Below are 20,039 nucleotides of genomic sequence, written 5' to 3' on the forward strand. Positions count from 1 at the left end.
CTGTACAGCACAGCCGTACATTTCTGATAGAGTATTCCGGAAGCATTCCCCAAAAAGGAATGCTTCCTTTTTGAAGGTTAAACACAAACGTACTTACTGTGTCATCATCCAATTTTATTGACTACGTCAAGATATGCTGCCGGTCAGGGCACGGCGGAGCCGGTTCTGCGCACCTGCACCGCGACAAGAAAACTGCCAAAGGCGGTCCCGATGGCGGTGACGGTGGCCGGGGAGGGCACATCATCCTGAAAGGAAACGCCCAGCTCTGGACCCTGCTCCACCTGCAATACCAGAAACACGTGATCGCGGAGAACGGCGGCAACGGCGGACCCAGCCATTCCAGCGGGGCTTACGGGAAAGACATCATCCTGGAAGTTCCCATCGGGACCATTGCGCGGGACGCTGAGACCGGCGAGATCAAAGCCGAAATCACCCAGGACGGGCAGATGGAAATCATCACACCAGGTGGCCGGGGTGGTCTGGGCAACGCCCATTTCAAATCGCCCACAAACCAGACGCCTATGCACGCCCAACCGGGTGAACCGGGTCTGGAAGAATGGACCATCCTGGAGCTGAAACTGCTCGCCGATGTGGGGCTGGTAGGCTTTCCTAATGCCGGTAAGTCTACGTTGCTGTCAGTGGTATCGGCGGCTACGCCGAAGATCGCGAATTACCCATTCACTACCTTGGTTCCTAACCTAGGCGTAGTGGCGTACCGCGATTACAAATCCTTCGTGATGGCCGACATTCCGGGGATTATTGAAGGTGCTTCTGAGGGCAAAGGTTTGGGGATTCGGTTCCTGAAGCACATCGAACGGAACTCTATTCTGTTGTTCATGATCTCGGTAGAGAGCCCGGATATTGCCGAGGAGTACGAGATATTGGTGAACGAGCTGCGCACCTACAACCCCGAGCTGCTGCACAAACAGCGTCTGTTGGCCATCACCAAAACTGACCTCATTGACGATGAACTGGAAGCCGAAATGCGCGCCACCTTGCCGCAGGATCTGCCTACCATCTTCATCTCCAGCCTTACCAACAAGAACATCATGCAACTGAAAGACATGATCTGGAAGGCGCTGAACACCGCGTAAGTGGTGAGCGATCAATGTTTATGAACAATAGGTTGAGTGTAGGCTTTGGGCCTGTTTTGCGCAAAGCAGCGCTAAAACGGATCAACCAACTGTTAGGTACTATGGCGCGGAAGTTACTTCCGTGCCTAATGAGCAAGACACGGAAGTAAATCCGCGCCACAGAAGAATTTTGAAAATAAGGTAAGTAGGGTTTTGAGGCTGTTTTCTACAATTCGGGCTCAAAATCTGCTGAACCAATCTGTCCGCCCAAATTGTTTTGCCACTGCTGAAAACTGCCATCTGCGTGACAGAAAGAAAGAGAAGAACCGGATGGCAGTTTAAGTAAAATGCCAGTTTGGCATAAAAAAAGGTTTGGCAAAATAGTTGCCTCTGTAAGGCACGCCATAAATAGAAGAATTAAAATCTTTAAGGATATATGACGACATCAGCTGAACAAAATCCTCAGGAACAAGAGAATATACAACCAGAAAACGCTCAGGAGACAACTGAGCAAACCGCTACTGCAACTGAGGGGCAGGAACAGAATGCAGGGGCTGAAGCTACAACTGCCCAGGCCGGTAATTCTGATCTGGACGAGCTGAAAGACAAGTACCTGCGCCTGCACGCAGAATTTGACAACTTCAGACGCCGTACCTCTAAGGAGCGCCTGGAGCTATTTAAAACCGCCAACCAGGAGCTCATGGTGGCCCTGTTACCGGTGCTGGATGACTTTGAGCGCGCCCAGGCGGCCATCAAAGACGCTCAGGATGTAACGGCAGTACGCGAAGGGGTGGAACTGGTATTCGGGAAGCTGCAAAGCATCTTGACCCAGAAAGGACTGAAGCCAATGGAAGCAGTAGGGCAGCCATTTGACGCCGAGGTGCACGAAGCCATCACCCAGATTCCGGCTCCTTCAGAGGAGATGAAAGGAAAAGTGATTGATCAAGTAGAGAAAGGATATTACCTCAATGACAAAGTGGTTCGCTTTGCCAAGGTGGTAATTGGAGCATAAGACCATGGCTAAGAGAGATTATTACGAAGTATTAGGCGTAGCCAAAGGGGCTTCCCAGGACGAGATCAAGAAGGCGTACCGCAAGATCGCCATCAAGTATCACCCTGACAAGAACCCCGATGATCCTTCTGCCGAGGACAAGTTCAAGGAAGCGGCTGAGGCCTACGAGGTCCTGAGCGATGAGCAGAAACGCCAGCGCTACGACCAGTTCGGTCATCAGGGCATGAACGGCGGCTTCGGTGGCGGAGGCGGCATGAACATGGAAGACATCTTCTCCCAGTTCGGCGACATCTTCGGTGGCGGAGGCGGCGGGTTCGAGAGCTTCTTCGGGGGCGGAGGACAGCGCGGCGGACGCCGGGTGCGCAAAGGCAGCAACCTGCGCATTAAGCTGAAGCTGAACCTGGAGGAAGTAGCTAAAGGCGTTGAGAAGAAAATCAAGGTGAAACGCTACGAGGCTTGCCAGGTCTGCGACGGAAACGGTTCTAAAAACGGTTCTTCTTTGCAAACCTGCGGTACCTGCCAGGGCCAGGGCCAGGTAAAACGCGTGGTGAACACCATGCTAGGCCAGATGGTCTCTTCCAGCACCTGTCCTACCTGCCACGGCGAGGGCAAGATGGTTAGCCAGAAATGCGATGCCTGCCACGGCGAAGGACGTCAGCTCCGCGAAGAGGTAATTTCCATCAACGTACCCGCCGGCGTGGCCGATGGTATGCAGCTGTCTATGAGCGGCAAAGGAAACGTGCCTGAAAGAGGTGGTATTCCGGGTGATTTGCTTATCCAGATTGAGGAAGAAGCTCACCCAACCCTGCGCCGCGACGGCAACAACGTGATGTTTGAGCAGTACGTGAGCTTTGTGGACGCTACGTTGGGTGCAAGTGTGGAAGTACCCACCATTGAAGGCAAGGTAAAGATCAAGATCGATCCGGGAACCCAGTCTGGCAAGATCCTGCGCCTGCGCGGCAAAGGTATTCCAGACATCAACGGCTACGGCAAAGGTGACCAACTGATCCACATCAACGTCTGGACACCGAAGAACGTGAACTCAGAGGAGCGCCAGATTCTGGAGCGCCTGCGTGATTCGCAGAACTTCGCGCCAAACCCAGGCAAAAACGAGAAAGGCTTCTTCGAGAAAATGAAGGAGTACTTTCAATAAGGAGTTCTGAGTCTTGAGTCCAGAGTTCTGAGTCAAGATATTATACAAGGCCCGCTTTTCATCTGAAAAGCGGGCCTTGCTGTTTATAAGCTGATTTCTGGAAAATGGCCCTGAAACGTAGCGGCGTTACCCTGTAACGCCGGGGTGCCATGAAACAGAAACGCCTCACCCCATGCAGGCCTGCCACCACCTCAGAGTCTGAAGTTGCAAAAAGCCGTGATAGGTGATTTGCAACGGACCTGCTTCGTAGAACCACGTCGTTACAGGGTAACGCCGCTACGTTTCAGACCTATTTCCCTAAAAACAGGCCTGAAACGTGTTTTTGCCGGCCTTGCAAAGGGTGCCGCTTTCCCTTAGCTTTAGCACAGAAACAAATACCTACTTCTTTGCAACCCATCCTGCAGATTCAAGGCGTAAGCAAATTCTACGAGGCGCACCAGGCATTGAACCAAGTCTCTTTTGACGTTCCCAAGGGCAGCATTTTCGGGCTGTTAGGGCCCAATGGAGCCGGAAAGACCTCGCTTATCCGCATCATTACCCAAATCACCGCGCCCGACGAGGGCCGCGTCTTCTTTGAAGGTCAGCCGTTGCAACCTCAGCATGTGCAGCAGATCGGGTACCTGCCCGAGGAACGGGGCCTGTACAAGAAAATGAAGGTGGGGGAGCAGTTGGTGTACCTGGCCCGGCTCAGAGGCATGGAAAAAGCAGATGCGGTGCAACGCATAAAAGTCTGGGCCGAGCGGCTGAACCTCAAGGAGTGGCTCACCAAGAACGTGGAAGACCTTTCCAAGGGCATGCAGCAGAAAGTGCAGTTCATCGCCACCGTTTTGCATGAACCCAAACTGCTGATTCTGGACGAGCCTTTCTCGGGCTTTGATCCGGTCAACGCCAACATCATTCGGGACGAGATACTGAAGCTACGGGAGCAGGGCTGTACGGTCATTTTCTCCACGCACCGCATGGAATCGGTGGAACAGATGTGCGATTACATTGTCATGATCAACCAATCGCAGAAAGTGCTGGAAGGTAGTGTGCGGGAGGTGAAATCACGGTACACCAGCCACACGTACCAGGTGGAGGGAACGGGTAAACTCATGATCACGTCGCCTGATTTTAAGGTATTATCGCAGAAACAGCACGGAAACCACTTTCAGGCGCAGGTGCAGTTGGAGCCGCAGGTGGGGCCTAACCAGTTGCTGCGCTACCTGATTGAGCGGGTGGAGGTGCAGCATTTCCAGGAGGAGGTGCCCAGCATACATGATATTTTTGTTCAAACCGTAACGGAGGAATAAGCGCATGGATAAGATTTGGTTAGTGTTTCAGCGCGAGTACCTGGTGCGGGTGCGCAAGAAAAGCTTCATTGTGATGACCATTCTGGGGCCGCTCTTGATGGCACTGGTCATGATTGTGCCCATCTGGCTCGCCACCATGTCAGATGACACCAAGATTGTGCAGGTGCTAGACGAGAGCGGATACCTCAAAGGCAAACTCACGTCCACGGAAGAACTCAAGTTTGTGAACGTGGCGGGTACCCTGGAGGAAGCCAAAGCCAGTTACCTGAAATCAGAAGACGCGGCCCTGCTGTACATCCCTAAGATAGACCTGGAAAAACCGCAGGGCATTCAGCTGTTTTCGCAGAAGAGCACTAGTCTGGCCATGAAAGGGTCGCTGGAGAAACAAGTGCGGCAGGAACTGGAAGAAGTGAAGTTCGCCAACTCGGGCATCGACCAGCAGGTGCTGGATAAGATCAAAACGCCTATCAGCATCAGAACCGTGAATTTGAGTGCCGAGGGCGAGAAAAGCAGCGATGTGGCCGTAACCACGGGCGTAGGCTTTATTGGAGCATTTCTTATTTACCTGTTCATCTTCATTTACGGCGCTCAGATCATGCGCGGTGTGATTGAAGAGAAAACCAGCCGGATTCTGGAGGTGATGGTGTCTTCGGTGAAGCCGTTCCAGTTGATGGCCGGTAAAATCATGGGCATCGCCGCCGTGGGGCTCACCCAGTTTCTGCTCTGGATTATCCTGACCTCGGCCATCAGCGGGGGAGTAGCGGCCCGGTTCGATCTGAAGCGGTTCTCAGATGCCCAGATAAACCAGACCATGCAAGGCATGGAGAACGACCGCGATGCCCTGCAGGCGCAGGAAATCCATGAGGTGGTAAGTGCCGCCCAAAACCTCAATGTGCCCCTGCTGGTAGGAAGTTTCCTGTTCTACTTCCTGGGCGGGTACTTGCTCTATGGAGCCTTGTTTGGGGCCGTTGGTGCCGCCGTGGACTCCGAGACCGACAGCCAGCAGTTCATGCTACCCATCACGGTGCCACTCATTTTGTCGTTCATCGTGGCGCAAACCATCATCGTGAAAAACCCGAACGGGCCGGTTGCTTTCTGGATGTCCATGATTCCGTTCACCTCGCCGGTGGTTATGATGCTACGGTTGCCGTTTGGCGTGCCGGGTTGGGAAATGGCGTTGTCAATGCTGCTCTTGGTGCTCGGGTTTATCGGGACCATTTGGGTGGCTGCCCGTATCTATCGGGTAGGAATCCTGATGTACGGCAAAAAAGTGAATTACCGCGAGCTGTCTAAATGGCTTTTCTATAAAGGCTGAGGAATAGACGTTAGGCGCTGGAAATTGGATCTTAGACCTTAGACCTAAGACTTTCTGATTATTCTGTTCTGACAGCTAGCGTCTATTAACTGAATGTCCTTTTGGAGCCATTTTGCTTAAAACAGCTTAAAATGATGAAGAAATTACTGCCGCTCTTATTGGCCGTGCTGATACTAAGCTCTTTCACCATGGATAAACCTGCGTATCGTTTGTTCCAGGGCAGCGGCAAAGCTCTGTCCTATGAAAAAATGCTGAAGGAGGTGACCGAGGCCGATGTGGTATTCTTCGGGGAGCAGCACAATGACCCTATCGCGCATTGGTTGCAGTTGGAACTGGCGAAGGACCTGTACCAGAAACACGGCAAACAACTGGTGCTGGGAGCCGAGATGTGGGAAACAGATACCCAAGCTGCGGTGGATTCTTTTCTGCTGGGCCAACTAGAAGAGCCGAAGTTCACGGAGGTAAGCCGCGCCTGGCCTAACTACGCCACCGATTATAAACCCACCTTACTGTTCGCCAAAACCAATGGCCTGAAGTTCATTGCCACCAATGCACCCAGAAGATCAGCAAGAGTGGTGGCCCGCGAGAGCCTGAAAGGGTTGGAGGCACTTCCCGCCGAGGAAAAGCAATGGCTGGCAATATTGCCCATCACCGTAGATTTAGAACTGCCCGCCTACAAACGCATGCTCAGCATGTTCGGGAACTCGCACGGAAACTCCGCAGCCTCAGCGCAGATAGTGGAAGCCCAAGCCCTAAAAGATGCGACTATGGCGCAGTTCATCAGCAAGAACCTGCAGATAGGCCAGCATTTACTTCACCTCAACGGTTCCTACCACTCTGACCACCACGAAGGCATCGTCTGGTACCTGCGCCGCCTCCGGCCCGAGCTGAAGATCAAAACCATCTCCACGGTGCAGCAGCCGCAACTGGAAAAGCTGGACAAAGAACACGAGAATCGCGCCGATGTGGTGCTGGTGGTGCCGGAGGGGATGACCAGAACCTATTAAGGAGCGCCAAGGCATTTATAACTTCAGTTAACATCCTCCTCAATGTTTTTTACTGTGGATCAGGTCTAAGTTGCAAACCAGCATCAGATCAGCTATGCGTGCGGACACGAGCTGTAAGCTCGCGCCAGCGATCAGCTATAATTTGATAACTGCTTTAAAAATTGAAGGTTTTAGGTCCATGTTACTGACGTGAGCTAAGGGAGGAGAGATGGTATCAAACGCTTTTGTGAGGGTACGTGCGTAGACACTCGCGGGCCTGCCTGGAAGACGCTGCGAGGTCTTGCCTTGTAGCGCCACTATGGCGAAGATTTACTTCCGTGCCTTTCTATCACTTCACTTACTAGGCCCAAAAGTAACTTCCTTCCTACCATATGCCTCACAGCAGTTACAAACTGCCCACATGGTAGGTCCAAGTCACAGACTTGAACCATAGAAAGAAAAGAAGGGCACGGAAGTAACTTCCGCGCCATATAGAGCTATAGAGAGCGAGGTTTTGGAAGTAGGCAAAGGTGTGGGTGAAGCGGAGAGACCTCACAGGTTTTCAAAACCTGTAAGGTCTTGTGTTCTGTAACCGCATCGCTGCTATATCGCCACTATGCAAGTTCACTGCTGGAAGATCCCGATTCCAGTCTTTGGCTCGAGCGCCTCGCTTATGGCCCCTGAAGTACAGAAGCTAAGAGCAAACTGCAAGGGTGGGCCGCAAGGGCAGTGCGAGGGGCAAAGACGGGCCCCGCGGCCGTGAGCGCTTATCATCAGCTATGGAAAGGGCAGCTCATAAGTTCATAGACAACCGCTCGCTACACCAGCAAAAAGCCAATCAACAACTGTTGGTTGGGTACCAACCAACACCGCCGCTACGCCAGCAATATTCCACTACTTCACCAGCATTCAGCTATCATTCTATTTTCAAACTAAAAACTGAAAACCAGACCCAAAACAAAAGGCCTGCTTTCTAGCAGGCCTTTTGCAATACAAAAAGAAAGGAAGTCTTACGCTGAGAAAGAGCTTCCGCAACCGCAGGTGCTCTTGGCTTGCGGGTTGTTGAAGGTGAATCCGCGGGCGTTCAGGCCGTCCTGGAAATCAACTTCCATTCCTAATACATACATGGCGTGCTTGCGGTCCATGATGAGCTGGACACCGTCCACCTCGTAGATCTCGTCGCCCTCTTTGGCCTTATCGAAACCCAGCAGGTAAGACATGCCCGAGCAGCCGCCGCCTTGTACACCGATGCGTAAACCGTATTCTTCCGGTACGTTTTTATCTTTCATGATCACTTTCACCTCATGCAGGGCACGCTCGGTGAGTGAAATAGGAGCTTTTTTTACAGTTGTGCTTTCCATAGGTAGTGGGGTTTGCGCTGTAAAGTTACTAAAAACTAGACTGTTTCTAAACTACGGCGCTATACTAAGAGTAACCAAGAATCGGGGAAAATGATTCAGCCCAGCCAGCATCATTTTTTTACCGATATTTACCTGTTCTTCTACCCGGCACCTGCCTGCGCGACGACAAGCGAGCAAGCTCCGTATGAAGAGTATATACGTGTACCCTATGACAACAGACACTTCTTCTATTGTACTTCTTGTTTTGCTGAGCTCCATTCCGGCCCTGGTGGTGGGCGGAGCCATGTATCTTCTCACACAGCGTTATCTGGAGCGCGATTACCGAAGAAAACTCCTGGACGTGCGCCTGAAAAACACCGAGACTATTCTGCCCATCCGGCTGCAGGCCTATGAGCGCATCATCCTGTTCCTGGAGCGGATCACGCCCAGCAACCTGCTTATCAGAGTAAGCCCCGCCGGCTTAACCGCCACTGATTACCAGGCGCAACTGTTGCAGGAAATCCGGGCCGAATACACGCACAATCTCTCCCAGCAGTTGTACATGAGCGAAATGGCCTGGCAGCAGGTGAAGAGAGCCAAGGAAGACGTGGTGTCTATGATCAACCAGAACTACCAGAACCTGCAGGACAAAACCCGGGGCACCGACCTGGCCAAACGCGTGCTGGAAACCGTGCTGCACAACGAGGTAGACCCCACCGCCCAAGCGCTGCAAGTGCTGAAACGGGAGTTGCACGAAATCTTCTAGTTTTCTGAAAAACAAGCCAAAAACAGAAGGCCATTGCTTAACAATAGCAATGGCCTTCTGTTTTTGGCTTGAGGTTTAGGAAAGAGGTTTTACCATTTTCACGCTGTACATCATGGGCAGTTTGTCTTCAAAGCCTTTGATGCGCCAGAAGCCGTCGGGTCCCTGTGCGGTGTTGGCAAAGCAGTTGTAGTAGGAGTAGGGCAGTTCCTGAAAGTCTACCAGTTGCAGCTTTTGTTGCAACAGCGCTCCTATGACTTCGCTCAGAGAATGGTTCCAGGAAACCTCGGTGTAGGAGATGGGGGCCTCCGTGTCTGCGTAGGTGCCGGTAGATTCCTCCACAATGGGGCCGCCGGTGTTGAAGTAAGGATACTCCACCCGGGTGAAGCTGTTGTCAAACATCCAGATGGCCGGGTGGAACTCGGCCAGGAAGAACGTGCCGCCGGGCTTCAGGAAGTGCGTGATGACCTGGGCCCACTTGTCCAGATCCGGCAGCCACCCGATGACGCCATAGGAGGTGAACACAACATCAAATTGGCCCTTCAGGTGCTGAGGCAGATCATACACATTGCAGCACACAAACTCGGCGTCCAGCCCTAATTCTTCGTTCAGTTGCCGGGCCAGCGTAATAGCCTCGTCTGACAAATCAACACCGGTAGCTTTGGCGCCCAGTCGGGCCCAGGAAAGCGTATCCTGCCCGAAGTGACATTGCAAATGCAGCAGCTTTTTGCCTTTTACATCGCCCAACGCATCCAGTTCCAGCGGGTTCAGGCTGTTTTTGCCCTGTTTAAAAGAATCTACGTCATAAAAGGCCGAGTCTTTATGCACGCCGGTGCGCAGGTTCCAGGCCTGGCGGTTCAGTTCAAAATAGTCAACAGAGGTTTCCATGATAGACGTTAGTGGTTGGATATTAGACAATAGACAGCCGAAAGCTTGTTTACCCCCGTTCCGCCACACATCAGTGCTCTTCTGCCGGCTAAAATCTAACGTCTACTATCTAGCGTCCGGTTAAAATGGAAAAGAAAGCTGGCCGCCCTGGTGTTTGCCGTAGCTAAGGTTAGAGACGGTGATGCCCAGCAGACGCACTGGTTTGGTGGGGAAGAAGGGCGTTCGCAGTAAATCAGTGGCGATGTCCAGCAAAACTTCCTCGGCGCGTACGTTGGAGAAAAAGGTTTTGCTGCGGGTGTTGAGGGTAAAATCGTGGTACTTGAGTTTGAGCGTGACGGTTTTGCCCGAGGCTTCCAGCCGGTGCAGGTCATAGGCCACTTCCTCGGCCAGGCGCTGCAGCTCTGGGAGCATTTCGGCCTCGGTTTCCAGGTCCTCGCCAAAGGTGCGCTCAGAGCCGATGCTCTTCCGGATGCGGTTGGGCTCCACAGGACGTTCATCCTGCGCCCGCGCGATCTGGTAAAAGTAGGAACCCGATTTCCCGAAGTGTCGACGCAAATCTATCTCGGAGCGGGCTTTCAGATCGGCCCCGTTATGGATGCCCAGTTGCTTCATCTTGGCTGCGGTCACATCACCTATCCCGTAGAATTTCTCAATGGGCAGGGCTTCCACAAAGGCCTCGGCCTCGTGAGGCAGGACCACGGTGAGACCGTTGGGTTTGTTTTTGCCCGAGGCTACCTTCGCGAGGAACTTGTTGAACGACACGCCCGCTGTGGCGGTGAGGTGCGTTTCCTGCAGAATCTCGTGCTTGATGCGCTGCGCAATGAACATCGCCGATTTCAGCCCTATTTTGTTCTCGGTCACGTCCAGGTAGGCCTCGTCCAGGGAAAGCGGTTCCACCAGATCGGTGTAGCGATGGAAAATCTCACGTATCTGCCGCGACACCTGTTGGTACACCTCAAACCGGGTAGGCACCATGATCAGGTGCGGGCATTTGCGCAAGGCCACCTGCGAGGGCATCGCCGAAAACACGCCGTACTGCCGGGCCTCGTAACTGGCCGCTGCCACTACCCCGCGCGCTTTGGTACCCCCCACGGCCACGGGTTTCCCGCGCAGGGCCGGGTTGTCGCGCTGCTCCACCGAGGCGAAGAAGGCGTCCATGTCTATGTGGATGATTTTGCGCACCGCAGATTGAATATTTTTTGGGGAGTAGTTCGCGAACAGGCCGGGAAAAAGAGCCCGAAAACACCTTGATGGAATTTTATTGCCTTGATTTACAGGGTAAAACCATTTAGGGGTTTACCCGTGTAAAATGATTCCTGAACTTGCGGCGTTTCCCGTACGTACTGCGAAGTTAGCTCATGGAATCGTGATGGGCTAGGGAAGAACGCGGGAACCGGTTTTTTTATGCATCCAACCAAACAATCTTAACTCTACCATTCTATGAAAATCAAATCTTTACTGTCTCTTTTCGTGTGCGGCGTGGCTAGCCAGGTACTTATTGGCTGTAATTCCTCCAGTCAGTATTTTGACTTCAGCACACCGGCCACCACGTACCATAAGGCCGCCCCAAAAGCCACAGAGGCTCCGGCAATTACGGCCACTGTAACCGCCGAGACTGCCGTAATTACCCAGGCAGAACCGGTGCAGGCAACTAGCCCGCAGCCCCAGGCAGCTGCCCCGGCCCCGGTGCTGGAGGCCAACGCCGCCCAACCCACCGCTTCCCGAGAAGTGGCCCGTACCGCTCCCTTGACCACGGCGGCCGTGGCCTCAGCCCTGGAAGCCAACCCTAACGTGAAAGCGCTGGCCAATGAACTGGCGGGCGCCAAAACCAAGAAAGACGTAAAGGCGGCTACCAAAAAAATCATGCGCGAGGCCAAAGCCGCTAAAAAGGCCAACGCCCTGAACCAATACGTAAAAATTGGTCTGATCTTGCTGGTGGTGGGTGCCCTGCTGAGCTTGATCCCGGGCTTGGGCCTGATTGGCGCCCTGGCGGCCATTGTAGGTCTGGTGTTTATCTTGCTGGGCTTGCTGGAAATGTAAAGGCAGCACGTGCCCCGGCTTTTTGAGGAAAGGCATCGCTCCCGTGGGGCGGTGCCTTTCTGTTTTGGGGCTGTTTTGTCCGCAACGGCCTTAAAACAAGGGGCTAGTCATCGTGCCGGTGGGTGTAATACAGCACATAGCCCAGCACCACAATGCCCACCCGTATGGCCCAGCCCAGCGGCTTGCCCCAGTTGTCTACCCACAGCAGCAGAAAATGGTACGCCCCAAACAGGGCCACCAGCAGCGAGACCAGGCCTACCAGAAACATGCCTAAGCCAATGTATTTCATGGGTGATGAAAGGTTAGGTGAATGCAGAATGGAAGATACCCAATGATGCCGAAAATTGCTCTATTCCATAAAGCCCCAATTGGGAAAATTATGGAGCAGAAGGAGAGCTGGAAGTGCCGCTTTGGGCAAAAAGCAAATCTCCGTTTTGGGGCTGATTTCTCAGAAACAACCCCAAAACGGAGATCAACGCCTGCCAGCACCCACCAGGGGCCGAAAAGATGGGCCTTAATTGCTGTACTCCTGCGGAACGCCGCCGGTGGTGCCCGCCTGCGACGGAATGCCCAGTTTGCGCTCGCGCTGCTGCTGGTACTGCTGGAACTGCGTCACCGACAGCACACTCTTCAGGGCCTCCAGGCGGGTGGCCCCAATCAGGTCCATGGTGGCCTTGAGTTGCCGCGGATCGTTCCTGAAGTCTTTTTTTGCTTTCTCCAGTTGCTGCACGCTGGCCAGGTTAATCTCTTTGACCTTGGCCGTCTGCGCCGGGTTCAGCCGCAGGTGCTGGGCCATGCTGGTAGTCATGGATTGGGCGCGGGCCTCGGGCGTGAGGGAGCCAGACTGGGCGTGGCCGGCAAAAGTGGTAAAGGCAAGGGCCAGTAAAAATAAAATCCGCTTCATATCATCAGTTAGGTAAATGCTTCGGCTGTGGGACGTACGTTTCCTAAAGCCCCGGGCAGAAAAATAGTTCCGGGTTATAAGGCGCAATTTACAAAAACCGGGCCAGCCTGTGCCGTCTGCGGCGCTAAAAAGCCCCATTCTGCGTGCGGAGTTTCCGCCAAATAAGCCTTATCTTTGAAATCCCTACGCTGCTACCCCAAGGCCGCGTGCTGGGAAACAACGTCTTTTTTAGTCTATTTATTTAGCATGCCAGAGAACCATTTCAAAAAGATTGCCGGAGAGCTGCAGGTAAGCGAGCGCCAGGTAGAAGCCACCGTGCAATTGCTGGATGAAGGAGCCACTGTGCCTTTTATTGCCCGTTACCGCAAAGAAGTAACCGGAACCCTGGACGAGGTAGCCATTGCCGCCATCCGCGACCGTATTGAACAACTCCGCGACCTGGACAAACGCCGCGAGAGCATCCTGAAGTCGTTGAAAGACCAGGCCAAACTCACGCCCGAGCTGGAAGCCCAGGTACTGGCCGCCGAAACCATGGCCGTGCTGGAGGATATCTACCTGCCGTTCAAACCCAAGCGCCGCACCCGCGCCACCATCGCAAGGGAGAAAGGCCTGGAGCCCTTGGCGCAGACCTTATTTGAGCAAGCCAATGTGGATGTGACCGCCGAGGCCGCCGCGTTTGTGAGCGAAGAGAAAGAAGTAAAAGATACCGAGGAAGCCCTGGCCGGAGCCCGCGATATTATTGCCGAGTGGGTGAACGAAAACCCTGAGGCGCGCGCCAGCATCCGGAATCTGTTTGAGAAGCAAGGCGTGTTCAAGGCCCGCGTGATTCCGGGTAAGGAAGAGGAAGGCCAGAAATACAAAGATTACTTTGAGTGGGACGAGCCCATTGAGAAAGCTCCCAGTCACCGCATCCTGGCCATGCGCCGCGGCGAGAAAGAAATGGTGCTCATGCTGGATGCCCAACCCAACGAAGAAGCAGCAATCGAGGCTTTGGAGCGTCAGTTCGTGAAAGGCAACAATGCCGCCGCCCAACAGGTGAAACTGGCCGTGAAAGATTCCTATAAGCGTCTGCTACGCCTAAGCATGGAAACCGAGGTGCGCCTTTCCTCCAAGAAACGCGCCGACGAAGAAGCCATTAAAGTATTCGCCGATAACCTGCGTCCTATGCTGCTGGCGGCTCCGCTGGGGCAGAAACGCGTGCTGGCCATTGACCCTGGCTTCAGAACCGGCTGTAAAGTGGTAGCCCTGGACGAGCAAGGCAAACTGCTGCATTATGAGGCTATTTTCCCGCACAACGGCGCAAATCAGGCAACACTGGCCGGTCAGCAGGTGATAGTGATGTGCCACAAATACAACATTGAAGCCATTGCCATTGGGAACGGAACCGCCTCCCGCGAGACCGAGACCTTCGTGCGCGGCTTGGGCTTGCCTAACAACATTGCCATCATCATGGTGAACGAGAGCGGTGCTTCCATTTATTCTGCCTCTGAGGTGGCCCGTGAGGAGTTCCCGGACCAGGATATCACCGTGCGCGGAGCCGTTTCCATCGGTCGCCGTTTAATGGATCCTTTGGCGGAATTGGTGAAAATCGATCCGAAATCCATTGGCGTAGGCCAGTACCAGCACGACGTAGACCAGAATGCCCTGAAGCACAGCCTGGACGATGTGGTGATGAGCTGCGTGAACGCGGTGGGCGTGGAAGTAAACACCGCCAGCAAGCAGTTGTTGACCTACGTGTCGGGATTAGGGCCGCAGTTGGCCCAGAACATTGTAGACTACCGTAACCAGAACGGTCCGTTCAAAACCCGCAACGAACTTCGCAAAGTAGCCCGTCTGGGCGACAAAGCCTTTGAACAGGCAGCCGGTTTCTTGCGCATCAGAGGCGGCAAACACCCGCTGGATTCCAGTGCCGTGCACCCAGAGCGTTACGAGCTGGTAGAGCAGATGGCCAAAGACCTGGGCGCTACCGTGGAGGAACTCATCAAAAGTGCCGAGCTTCGCAAAAAAATAGACCTGAAGAAATACGTGTCTGATACCGTGGGCCTGCCTACGCTGCAAGACATCCTGAACGAGTTGTCCAAGCCCGGCCGTGACCCGCGTGAAAGCTTTGAAATCTTCAGCTTCACCGAAGGCGTGAACGAAATCACCGACCTGCGCACCGGCATGAAACTGCCCGGTATTGTGACCAACATCACCGCTTTTGGGGCGTTCGTAGACATCGGGGTGCACCAGGACGGCTTGGTACACGTGAGCCATCTGTCAGACCGTTTCGTGAGCAATCCGCATGACGTGGTGAAAGTGGGGCAGAAGGTAGAGGTAACCGTGCTGGAAGTGGAAGTGGGCCGCAAACGCATCGCCCTTTCCATGAAAGGAGACCCGCAATCCGCCACCAAGCCAAGCCGCGGTGGTGACCGCAAACAAGGCGGCAGCCGCCGGGAAGCTCCCGCTGAAGAGGAAGATATGGCTACCAAACTGAACAAGCTGAAGAGCATGTTCCGGTAACCAGAGTCATGTAGCATAAATAGTTTAAAGAAAAGGCCAGTGGTTTACACTGGCCTTTTCTTTTGACAGGGTATCTTCCCTCGCTCGCCTCTGGCGAGTGTGAGCAATGTTGCGGCCTCTGGCCGTTATGAGAAGCTTGCCAAAGGGGGCTCTGGAGGTAGACCGCCAACTGGCAGTTGCCCCGGTGCTCGTGCCTTGGGTTGGCTTAGAATAGCGGGAAAGAGCCCTCGTCTGAGGGACCCACCCCTGCCCCTCCCAGGAGGGGAATCTCCGTTTAGGGCCGCGCTTCTCGCTTAGGGGACCAACCCTATTGATGGAAAGGATTCTTTTTTGGGAGGAATCTCTAAGGTTGGAATACTTTGCGGTGCAGATGAGAAGTTTCTTCAACATAGCAAGCCCTCCAGGGAGAAGCTTTGATAGGATTGGAGCCATCCTGCCAAGGAGAATAAGAAAAAGCTCTTGTTCAACAGGAACCTCATTGCCCGAAGAGAAATCCAAGCAGACCGCACTACACAGGACACTTCTCTCCCCACCAGAAACTCTTGCTTCCCATGAAACGCTCGCTCAAGAGAACTCCTACCTCGCACCTAACACCCGCTTTCCCAATTCTTCAGCTTCATCAGGAAACACCTGCTATACCAAAAACTACTTTCCAGGAAACACTCGCTTAACCAGGAGCCCCAACGTTGCAGTATTCCCCTCCTGGGAGGGACAGGGGTGGGTAACACGCAATAAAGCGCCGCCCAAGCATCCGGCCGTGAAGCATCAGATGCCTTTTAGAACAATCATAGGCCTGAAGCCTACTCCCAGACCTCGCCTCCGCATGATGTTCACTGCACCGTACCCTGTTGTAGAGTCCGGTAGGCCATCGCGCTCTATAGGGAGTTGGGCCGCTGCATCTGATTAATCGTTCGCTGGTCGTGTAGGCAGTTCCGCCCGAAAAGGGGAGAGCCCCCGCAAACCAGTTAATTGCCCGAAGGCATCCCCCGTGTGAGTAGCCCGTGAGGGGAGCGGCGCGCTGGGCGCAATGGTCTGGCCTGCCAGTTCCTAGACCCAGCCATGTACCGGCTTTCCGTTTTCAGCCTGTTTGCTGCAAAAAATCGTCAAAATGAGCAGTCTCTTAAAAGGTAAATCCTGGTAGAGGTACGTGTCCCCGGCTTTCCACAAAAGCAGCATAATGCTTTCTCCTTCTCCTGCCCACAAGAGGCTACCCGAAACCAGTAAGCAGTACCATGCTCCTCAGCAGGATGCTGGCTTGTGATTAGGTTAGTTCTAAAAAATCTTTGTTTAATGAAGAGTAAAGCTGTTTGTCGCCTTCTTTAAGGACTATTGCATATAATCGTTTGTACCTATTTTAAGTGGTTTTATGCCTTGAAAGGCAAATAATGATATATTTTTTATTTGAATAAGTATATTATATTTAAAATATATGTATTATTGCTCCTATTAAATGTACTTATACGTTATAACTGCACAATTAAACTATTGAATAAAAACTATTCTATGAGAAAAGTGTACTTTTTAAACTTAAAATGGACTTTTATGGTCGCCTTGCTGTTTGCAGTCAATGTTCATAGTAGGGCGCAGACGGCACCTGTTTACTACGAGTCCTTTTCAGGGAATGCCTTTCCTTCCGGATGGAAGACATCTTCCACAGAGAATAACCTGCGCTGGGAGGTAGTGCAAGGGGTGAACGCCATTGAGGAAATCCCGCAAAGTTCAGCAATGAGCTTTCAAAGGTCAGTGGCTAAGAAATCCAATAACATTAACATTTGGGCATTTTCTTCAGGGGTGAGGTTAACGCGAGGAAAGTATCGTTTTAAATTTTACCAGCGGAATGTAGCCGCCGGTTCGGCGGGGTTCAGGTTTATCCTAAACAAAGCCCAAAGCTATCTGGGGGCAGATGTGGTGGAAATTGCAAAAGGAGTTTTCCCGGGAAGAAGCGAGTGGTTGGAGATTAGCCATGAACTTGTGGTAACTTCTGATGCCACCTATTACCTGGGTATAGGAATCACCAGCATCGCAGATGGAGTGAACGTGAACGTGGACGAGGTTAGTATCACGCCAATAAACCAGTTTTACAATAAGCCCGGGGCCGATTTGACCTTGCTGGCCAGTTGGGGAGATCAGCCCAACGGAGAGGGTATTCAGCCTATGAGCTTTGATTATCCAGACCATACCTTCCATGTTGTCAATAGTGCATCTGGTGGCGTGCAGAATGGTACCGGGTCCTCACTTTCACCGGTCACTTTGCTGGAGAAATGGTATGTTTCAGGTGTTAATTCAAAAGTGGTTCTGGGAGATGGGGTAAGGCCTATTAGAATGGTGTTGGCCGGTGGGCACAGCTTGGATGGGGCTATAGATGTGCAGGATAGTGCTACCCTGGTGATAAACTCAATGCTGCTGCCTAGGTTTGGGCAGATGGGGGTTGGCAGTACCGTTGTCTTTGAGAAGAGCGTTCCTGAGCAGCTTTCTGGAATTGAGTTTGGAAAAGTAGTCTTCAATACCGCTAAAAAGAACAAGTTTGCCAATAAGGTCAAGATAAAGGGCAAGCTGACCCTGCAAGACGCGCGCCTGGAACTGGGTGACAGAGACCTGGAACTGGATTATGGGGCCACCATTGAAAACGGGTCGGCTAACAACTATGTGGTGGCTAATGGAAAAGGCCGGGTTAGGAAAGGGGTAAAAGCCGGTGAGGAGGTCTTCTTGCCGTTGGGGAGCCTTAAGAAAGACGGAAAGACCACCACCTATAACCCGGTCAAAATCAAACTAGCCCCAGGCTCAGCTTCTGATGTGTTTAGCGTTGGAGTGTTAGAGGGGGTCTATGGGGCCTATACCAATGATGTGCCTGACACTACCAAGGTGCTCAAGAAAAATGGGGTGAACAGAACCTGGCTGGTGAGCGAAGACGTGAAAGGTGGGTCTAACGTTACCCTTACCTTTACCTGGACCGCGGCCGATGTGCTGCCCGGCTTTAACCCCAAGAACTGCCACATTAAGCACTATGAGAACGGGTACTGGGATGAGCACCCTGGTACAGTGGCCACACAAACCACCGTGGCTCTGGGTGATAGTAGCACTGTCACCTACTACTCTGTTTCCCGTTCAGGCATCACCTCGTTCACGCCCTGGGAGGTAGCCTCCAGTACATTTATGGAACAGGGTGGTGACCCAACCCCGCTCCCGGTGGAGTTGGTGGAATTCACGGCCCGGGCGGGCAAGCAGGGCGGGGTGGAGCTGGGCTGGGCCACCGCCTCGGAGCAGGACAACGCCTTCTTCGCCGTGGAGCGGAGCCGGGACGGCAAGACCTTCGCCGAGGTGGGCCGGGTGCGGGGGGGCGGCACCACGGCCGTGCGCCAGGCGTACCGCTTCACCGACGCGGCGCCGCTGGCGGGCGTGTCCTACTACCGCCTGCGCCAGGTGGACTTCGACGGCGGGCAGGAGTACTCGGCGGTGCGGGCGGTGCGCCTGGCGGCCGGGCAGGCGGTGGGGCTGAGCCTGCGGCCCAACCCCAGCCGGGGGCAGGGGGTGGCCGTGCAGGTGCAGGGCCCGGCGGCCGAGGTGCTCGTCTACGACCTGGCGGGCCGGCAGGTACTGCGGCGGCCGGTGGGCGGGCAGGGGCAGGCCCTGCTGGAGGCGGGCAGCCTGGGGGCCGGCACCTACCTGGTGCGCGCCGGCGGACAGGCCCAGCGCCTGGTGGTGCACTAAACAAACAGTTTTAGGAGAGCACGGGTAAGGCCGGTGCCGGAGCCAACTGGAATGGCCCGGCACCGGCTTTTTTTTTGCGTAACGTGCCGGTTCACTCTGCAAAAGCCTTGCCCTGGGGAGGGAGAGGCAAAGCTCCAGCCCGCTGCCTGCCGGGGAGAGAAGGCCAGGTCATGGCAGTGCGTTCTGGGGTCAGCCAGTGGGCCGGAGCCCCAGGCAGACCAAACATGTGGATAAATTTTTTTAGCGCGGGTGGGTTTTACTTTTTTTGAGAACGCCTGGCGCACCGGGCCTGGAGAAGGCCGCAGCGGAAAACTGCAAACATTTGGGGTGGCGCAGCGTGCACCAGAGAAAGCGCCGTTTGCTGGGATTGGCAGATCTGCTCGTAAAAGAGAACGGAGCCTATTGGCGTTAAAGTGGCTTTTTATGCAGCGTGATTAAACGCATACTAGGTTTAAAGGTTTCATGTTCTTTGCTTTCATGAAAATGTCTGCCACGTTTAAGTGCTACCTTCCATGTTTGTCCAAAGAAATAAGGAGGTGATTTATAACTTGTACTTCTTCAATATTATAATACTAACATGTTGGCTTTATGTGCTATAGTTAGATTTAAATAGGTATATATCTTAAAAGATCTTCGTAATCTTGCACCCGATTTGTGAAGCTTTTGAAGTAAACAGTCCTATTTATTAGAGCCTTTGAAAAAGATAATGGCAAGTTTGTACTATTCTAAACTTAAATTGATCAAACTGCGTGCATCAGCGCCGGTGTTATTTTTAATCGCAAAAGTTTGTTTAGTCACCACCCTTGGAGCTCAGGCACAGTCTGTTACTATACCTGCCGCCAGTGGGTATGTCTATGAACAAAACTTTAACACCCTCCCACAGACAGGAACAATTACTTTCAGCAACGGCTCAACCCTTACTGGTTGGAGTCTGAGTGGCAATTCCATTGAAGTTGAGGCAGAGAATGGTTCTAATTCTGGCAGATCGGTGGGTCATAAAAGCTATGGAGTTGATGCAGACCGGGCTTTAGGGTATTCAGGCTCAACGGGTGGTGCCAGCACT

The 20,039-nt window shown here is 53.3% G+C and carries 15 protein-coding genes; 10 read left to right on the forward strand and 5 right to left on the reverse strand.

Annotated elements, in window-relative coordinates; genetic code table 11:
• Positions 1-98 precede the first annotated feature (98 nt).
• From obgE to JT718_RS00170, 6 genes are all read left to right on the forward strand, one after another.
• A complete protein-coding gene (gene obgE, locus JT718_RS00145; RefSeq protein ID WP_205499645.1) occupies positions 99-1,094 on the forward strand; it encodes a GTPase ObgE in 996 nt (331 codons plus the stop codon).
• A 415-nt stretch (positions 1,095-1,509) separates the two neighbouring features.
• The gene (locus JT718_RS00150; RefSeq protein WP_205499646.1) at positions 1,510-2,085 is read left to right on the forward strand and encodes a nucleotide exchange factor GrpE; all 576 of its coding nucleotides are present in this window, start codon (positions 1,510-1,512) and stop codon (positions 2,083-2,085) included.
• 4 nt (positions 2,086-2,089) lie between these two features.
• Positions 2,090-3,238 carry a molecular chaperone DnaJ gene (dnaJ, locus tag JT718_RS00155; RefSeq protein ID WP_205499647.1) on the forward strand — a complete coding sequence of 383 codons (1,149 nt, stop codon included), beginning with the start codon at positions 2,090-2,092 and terminating at the stop codon, positions 3,236-3,238.
• 386 nt (positions 3,239-3,624) lie between these two features.
• Positions 3,625-4,530, forward strand: coding sequence for an ABC transporter ATP-binding protein (locus JT718_RS00160; protein WP_205499648.1), 906 nt, complete (start codon positions 3,625-3,627; stop codon positions 4,528-4,530).
• A gap of 4 nt (positions 4,531-4,534) precedes the next feature.
• On the forward strand, positions 4,535-5,845 hold the full coding sequence (locus JT718_RS00165) for an ABC transporter permease (protein WP_205499649.1): 1,311 nt from the start codon (positions 4,535-4,537) through the stop codon (positions 5,843-5,845).
• 131 nt (positions 5,846-5,976) lie between these two features.
• Positions 5,977-6,852 (forward strand): ChaN family lipoprotein, encoded by an 876-nt coding sequence (locus JT718_RS00170; protein ID WP_317195456.1) that lies wholly within the window; start codon positions 5,977-5,979, stop codon positions 6,850-6,852.
• A 989-nt stretch (positions 6,853-7,841) separates the two neighbouring features.
• Here the strand turns inward: JT718_RS00170 and JT718_RS00175 are convergent.
• Complete coding sequence (locus JT718_RS00175) at positions 7,842-8,192, reverse strand: HesB/IscA family protein (RefSeq protein ID WP_205499650.1); 351 nt, start codon at positions 8,190-8,192, stop codon at positions 7,842-7,844.
• 208 nt (positions 8,193-8,400) lie between these two features.
• Between JT718_RS00175 and JT718_RS00180 the strand changes: the two genes are divergently transcribed.
• Complete coding sequence (locus JT718_RS00180) at positions 8,401-8,937, forward strand: DUF7935 family protein (protein WP_205499651.1); 537 nt, start codon at positions 8,401-8,403, stop codon at positions 8,935-8,937.
• 75 nt (positions 8,938-9,012) lie between these two features.
• Here the strand turns inward: JT718_RS00180 and JT718_RS00185 are convergent, their stop codons facing one another.
• Both JT718_RS00185 and dinB read right to left on the reverse strand, forming a co-directional pair.
• Positions 9,013-9,822, reverse strand: a complete 810-nt coding sequence (locus JT718_RS00185; protein WP_205499652.1) for a class I SAM-dependent methyltransferase — start codon at positions 9,820-9,822, stop codon at positions 9,013-9,015.
• A 120-nt stretch (positions 9,823-9,942) separates the two neighbouring features.
• On the reverse strand, positions 9,943-11,004 hold the full coding sequence (gene dinB, locus JT718_RS00190; RefSeq protein WP_317195457.1) for a DNA polymerase IV: 1,062 nt from the start codon (positions 11,002-11,004) through the stop codon (positions 9,943-9,945).
• A gap of 258 nt (positions 11,005-11,262) precedes the next feature.
• On the opposite strand from dinB, the gene JT718_RS00195 reads away from it, so the two are divergent.
• Positions 11,263-11,862 (forward strand): hypothetical protein, encoded by a 600-nt coding sequence (locus JT718_RS00195; RefSeq protein ID WP_205499653.1) that lies wholly within the window; start codon positions 11,263-11,265, stop codon positions 11,860-11,862.
• 103 nt (positions 11,863-11,965) lie between these two features.
• Here JT718_RS00195 and JT718_RS00200 read toward each other — a convergent pair whose 3' ends face one another.
• Positions 11,966-12,151: a hypothetical protein gene (locus JT718_RS00200; RefSeq protein ID WP_205499654.1), complete on the reverse strand. Its 186-nt coding sequence runs from the start codon at positions 12,149-12,151 to the stop codon at positions 11,966-11,968.
• 225 nt (positions 12,152-12,376) lie between these two features.
• A complete protein-coding gene (locus tag JT718_RS00205; protein WP_205499655.1) occupies positions 12,377-12,766 on the reverse strand; it encodes a DUF4890 domain-containing protein in 390 nt (129 codons plus the stop codon).
• 246 nt (positions 12,767-13,012) lie between these two features.
• On the opposite strand from JT718_RS00205, the gene JT718_RS00210 reads away from it, so the two are divergent.
• Together JT718_RS00210 and JT718_RS00215 are read left to right on the forward strand one after the other, a co-directional pair.
• The gene (locus JT718_RS00210) at positions 13,013-15,268 is read left to right on the forward strand and encodes a Tex family protein (protein ID WP_205499656.1); all 2,256 of its coding nucleotides are present in this window, start codon (positions 13,013-13,015) and stop codon (positions 15,266-15,268) included.
• A gap of 1,971 nt (positions 15,269-17,239) precedes the next feature.
• On the forward strand, positions 17,240-18,976 hold the full coding sequence (locus JT718_RS00215) for a T9SS type A sorting domain-containing protein (RefSeq protein ID WP_205499657.1): 1,737 nt from the start codon (positions 17,240-17,242) through the stop codon (positions 18,974-18,976).
• Positions 18,977-20,039 lie beyond the last annotated feature (1,063 nt).

It is taken from the genome of Rufibacter psychrotolerans, from assembly GCF_016924645.1.
Taxonomy (GTDB): Bacteria; Bacteroidota; Bacteroidia; order Cytophagales; family Hymenobacteraceae; genus Nibribacter; species Nibribacter psychrotolerans.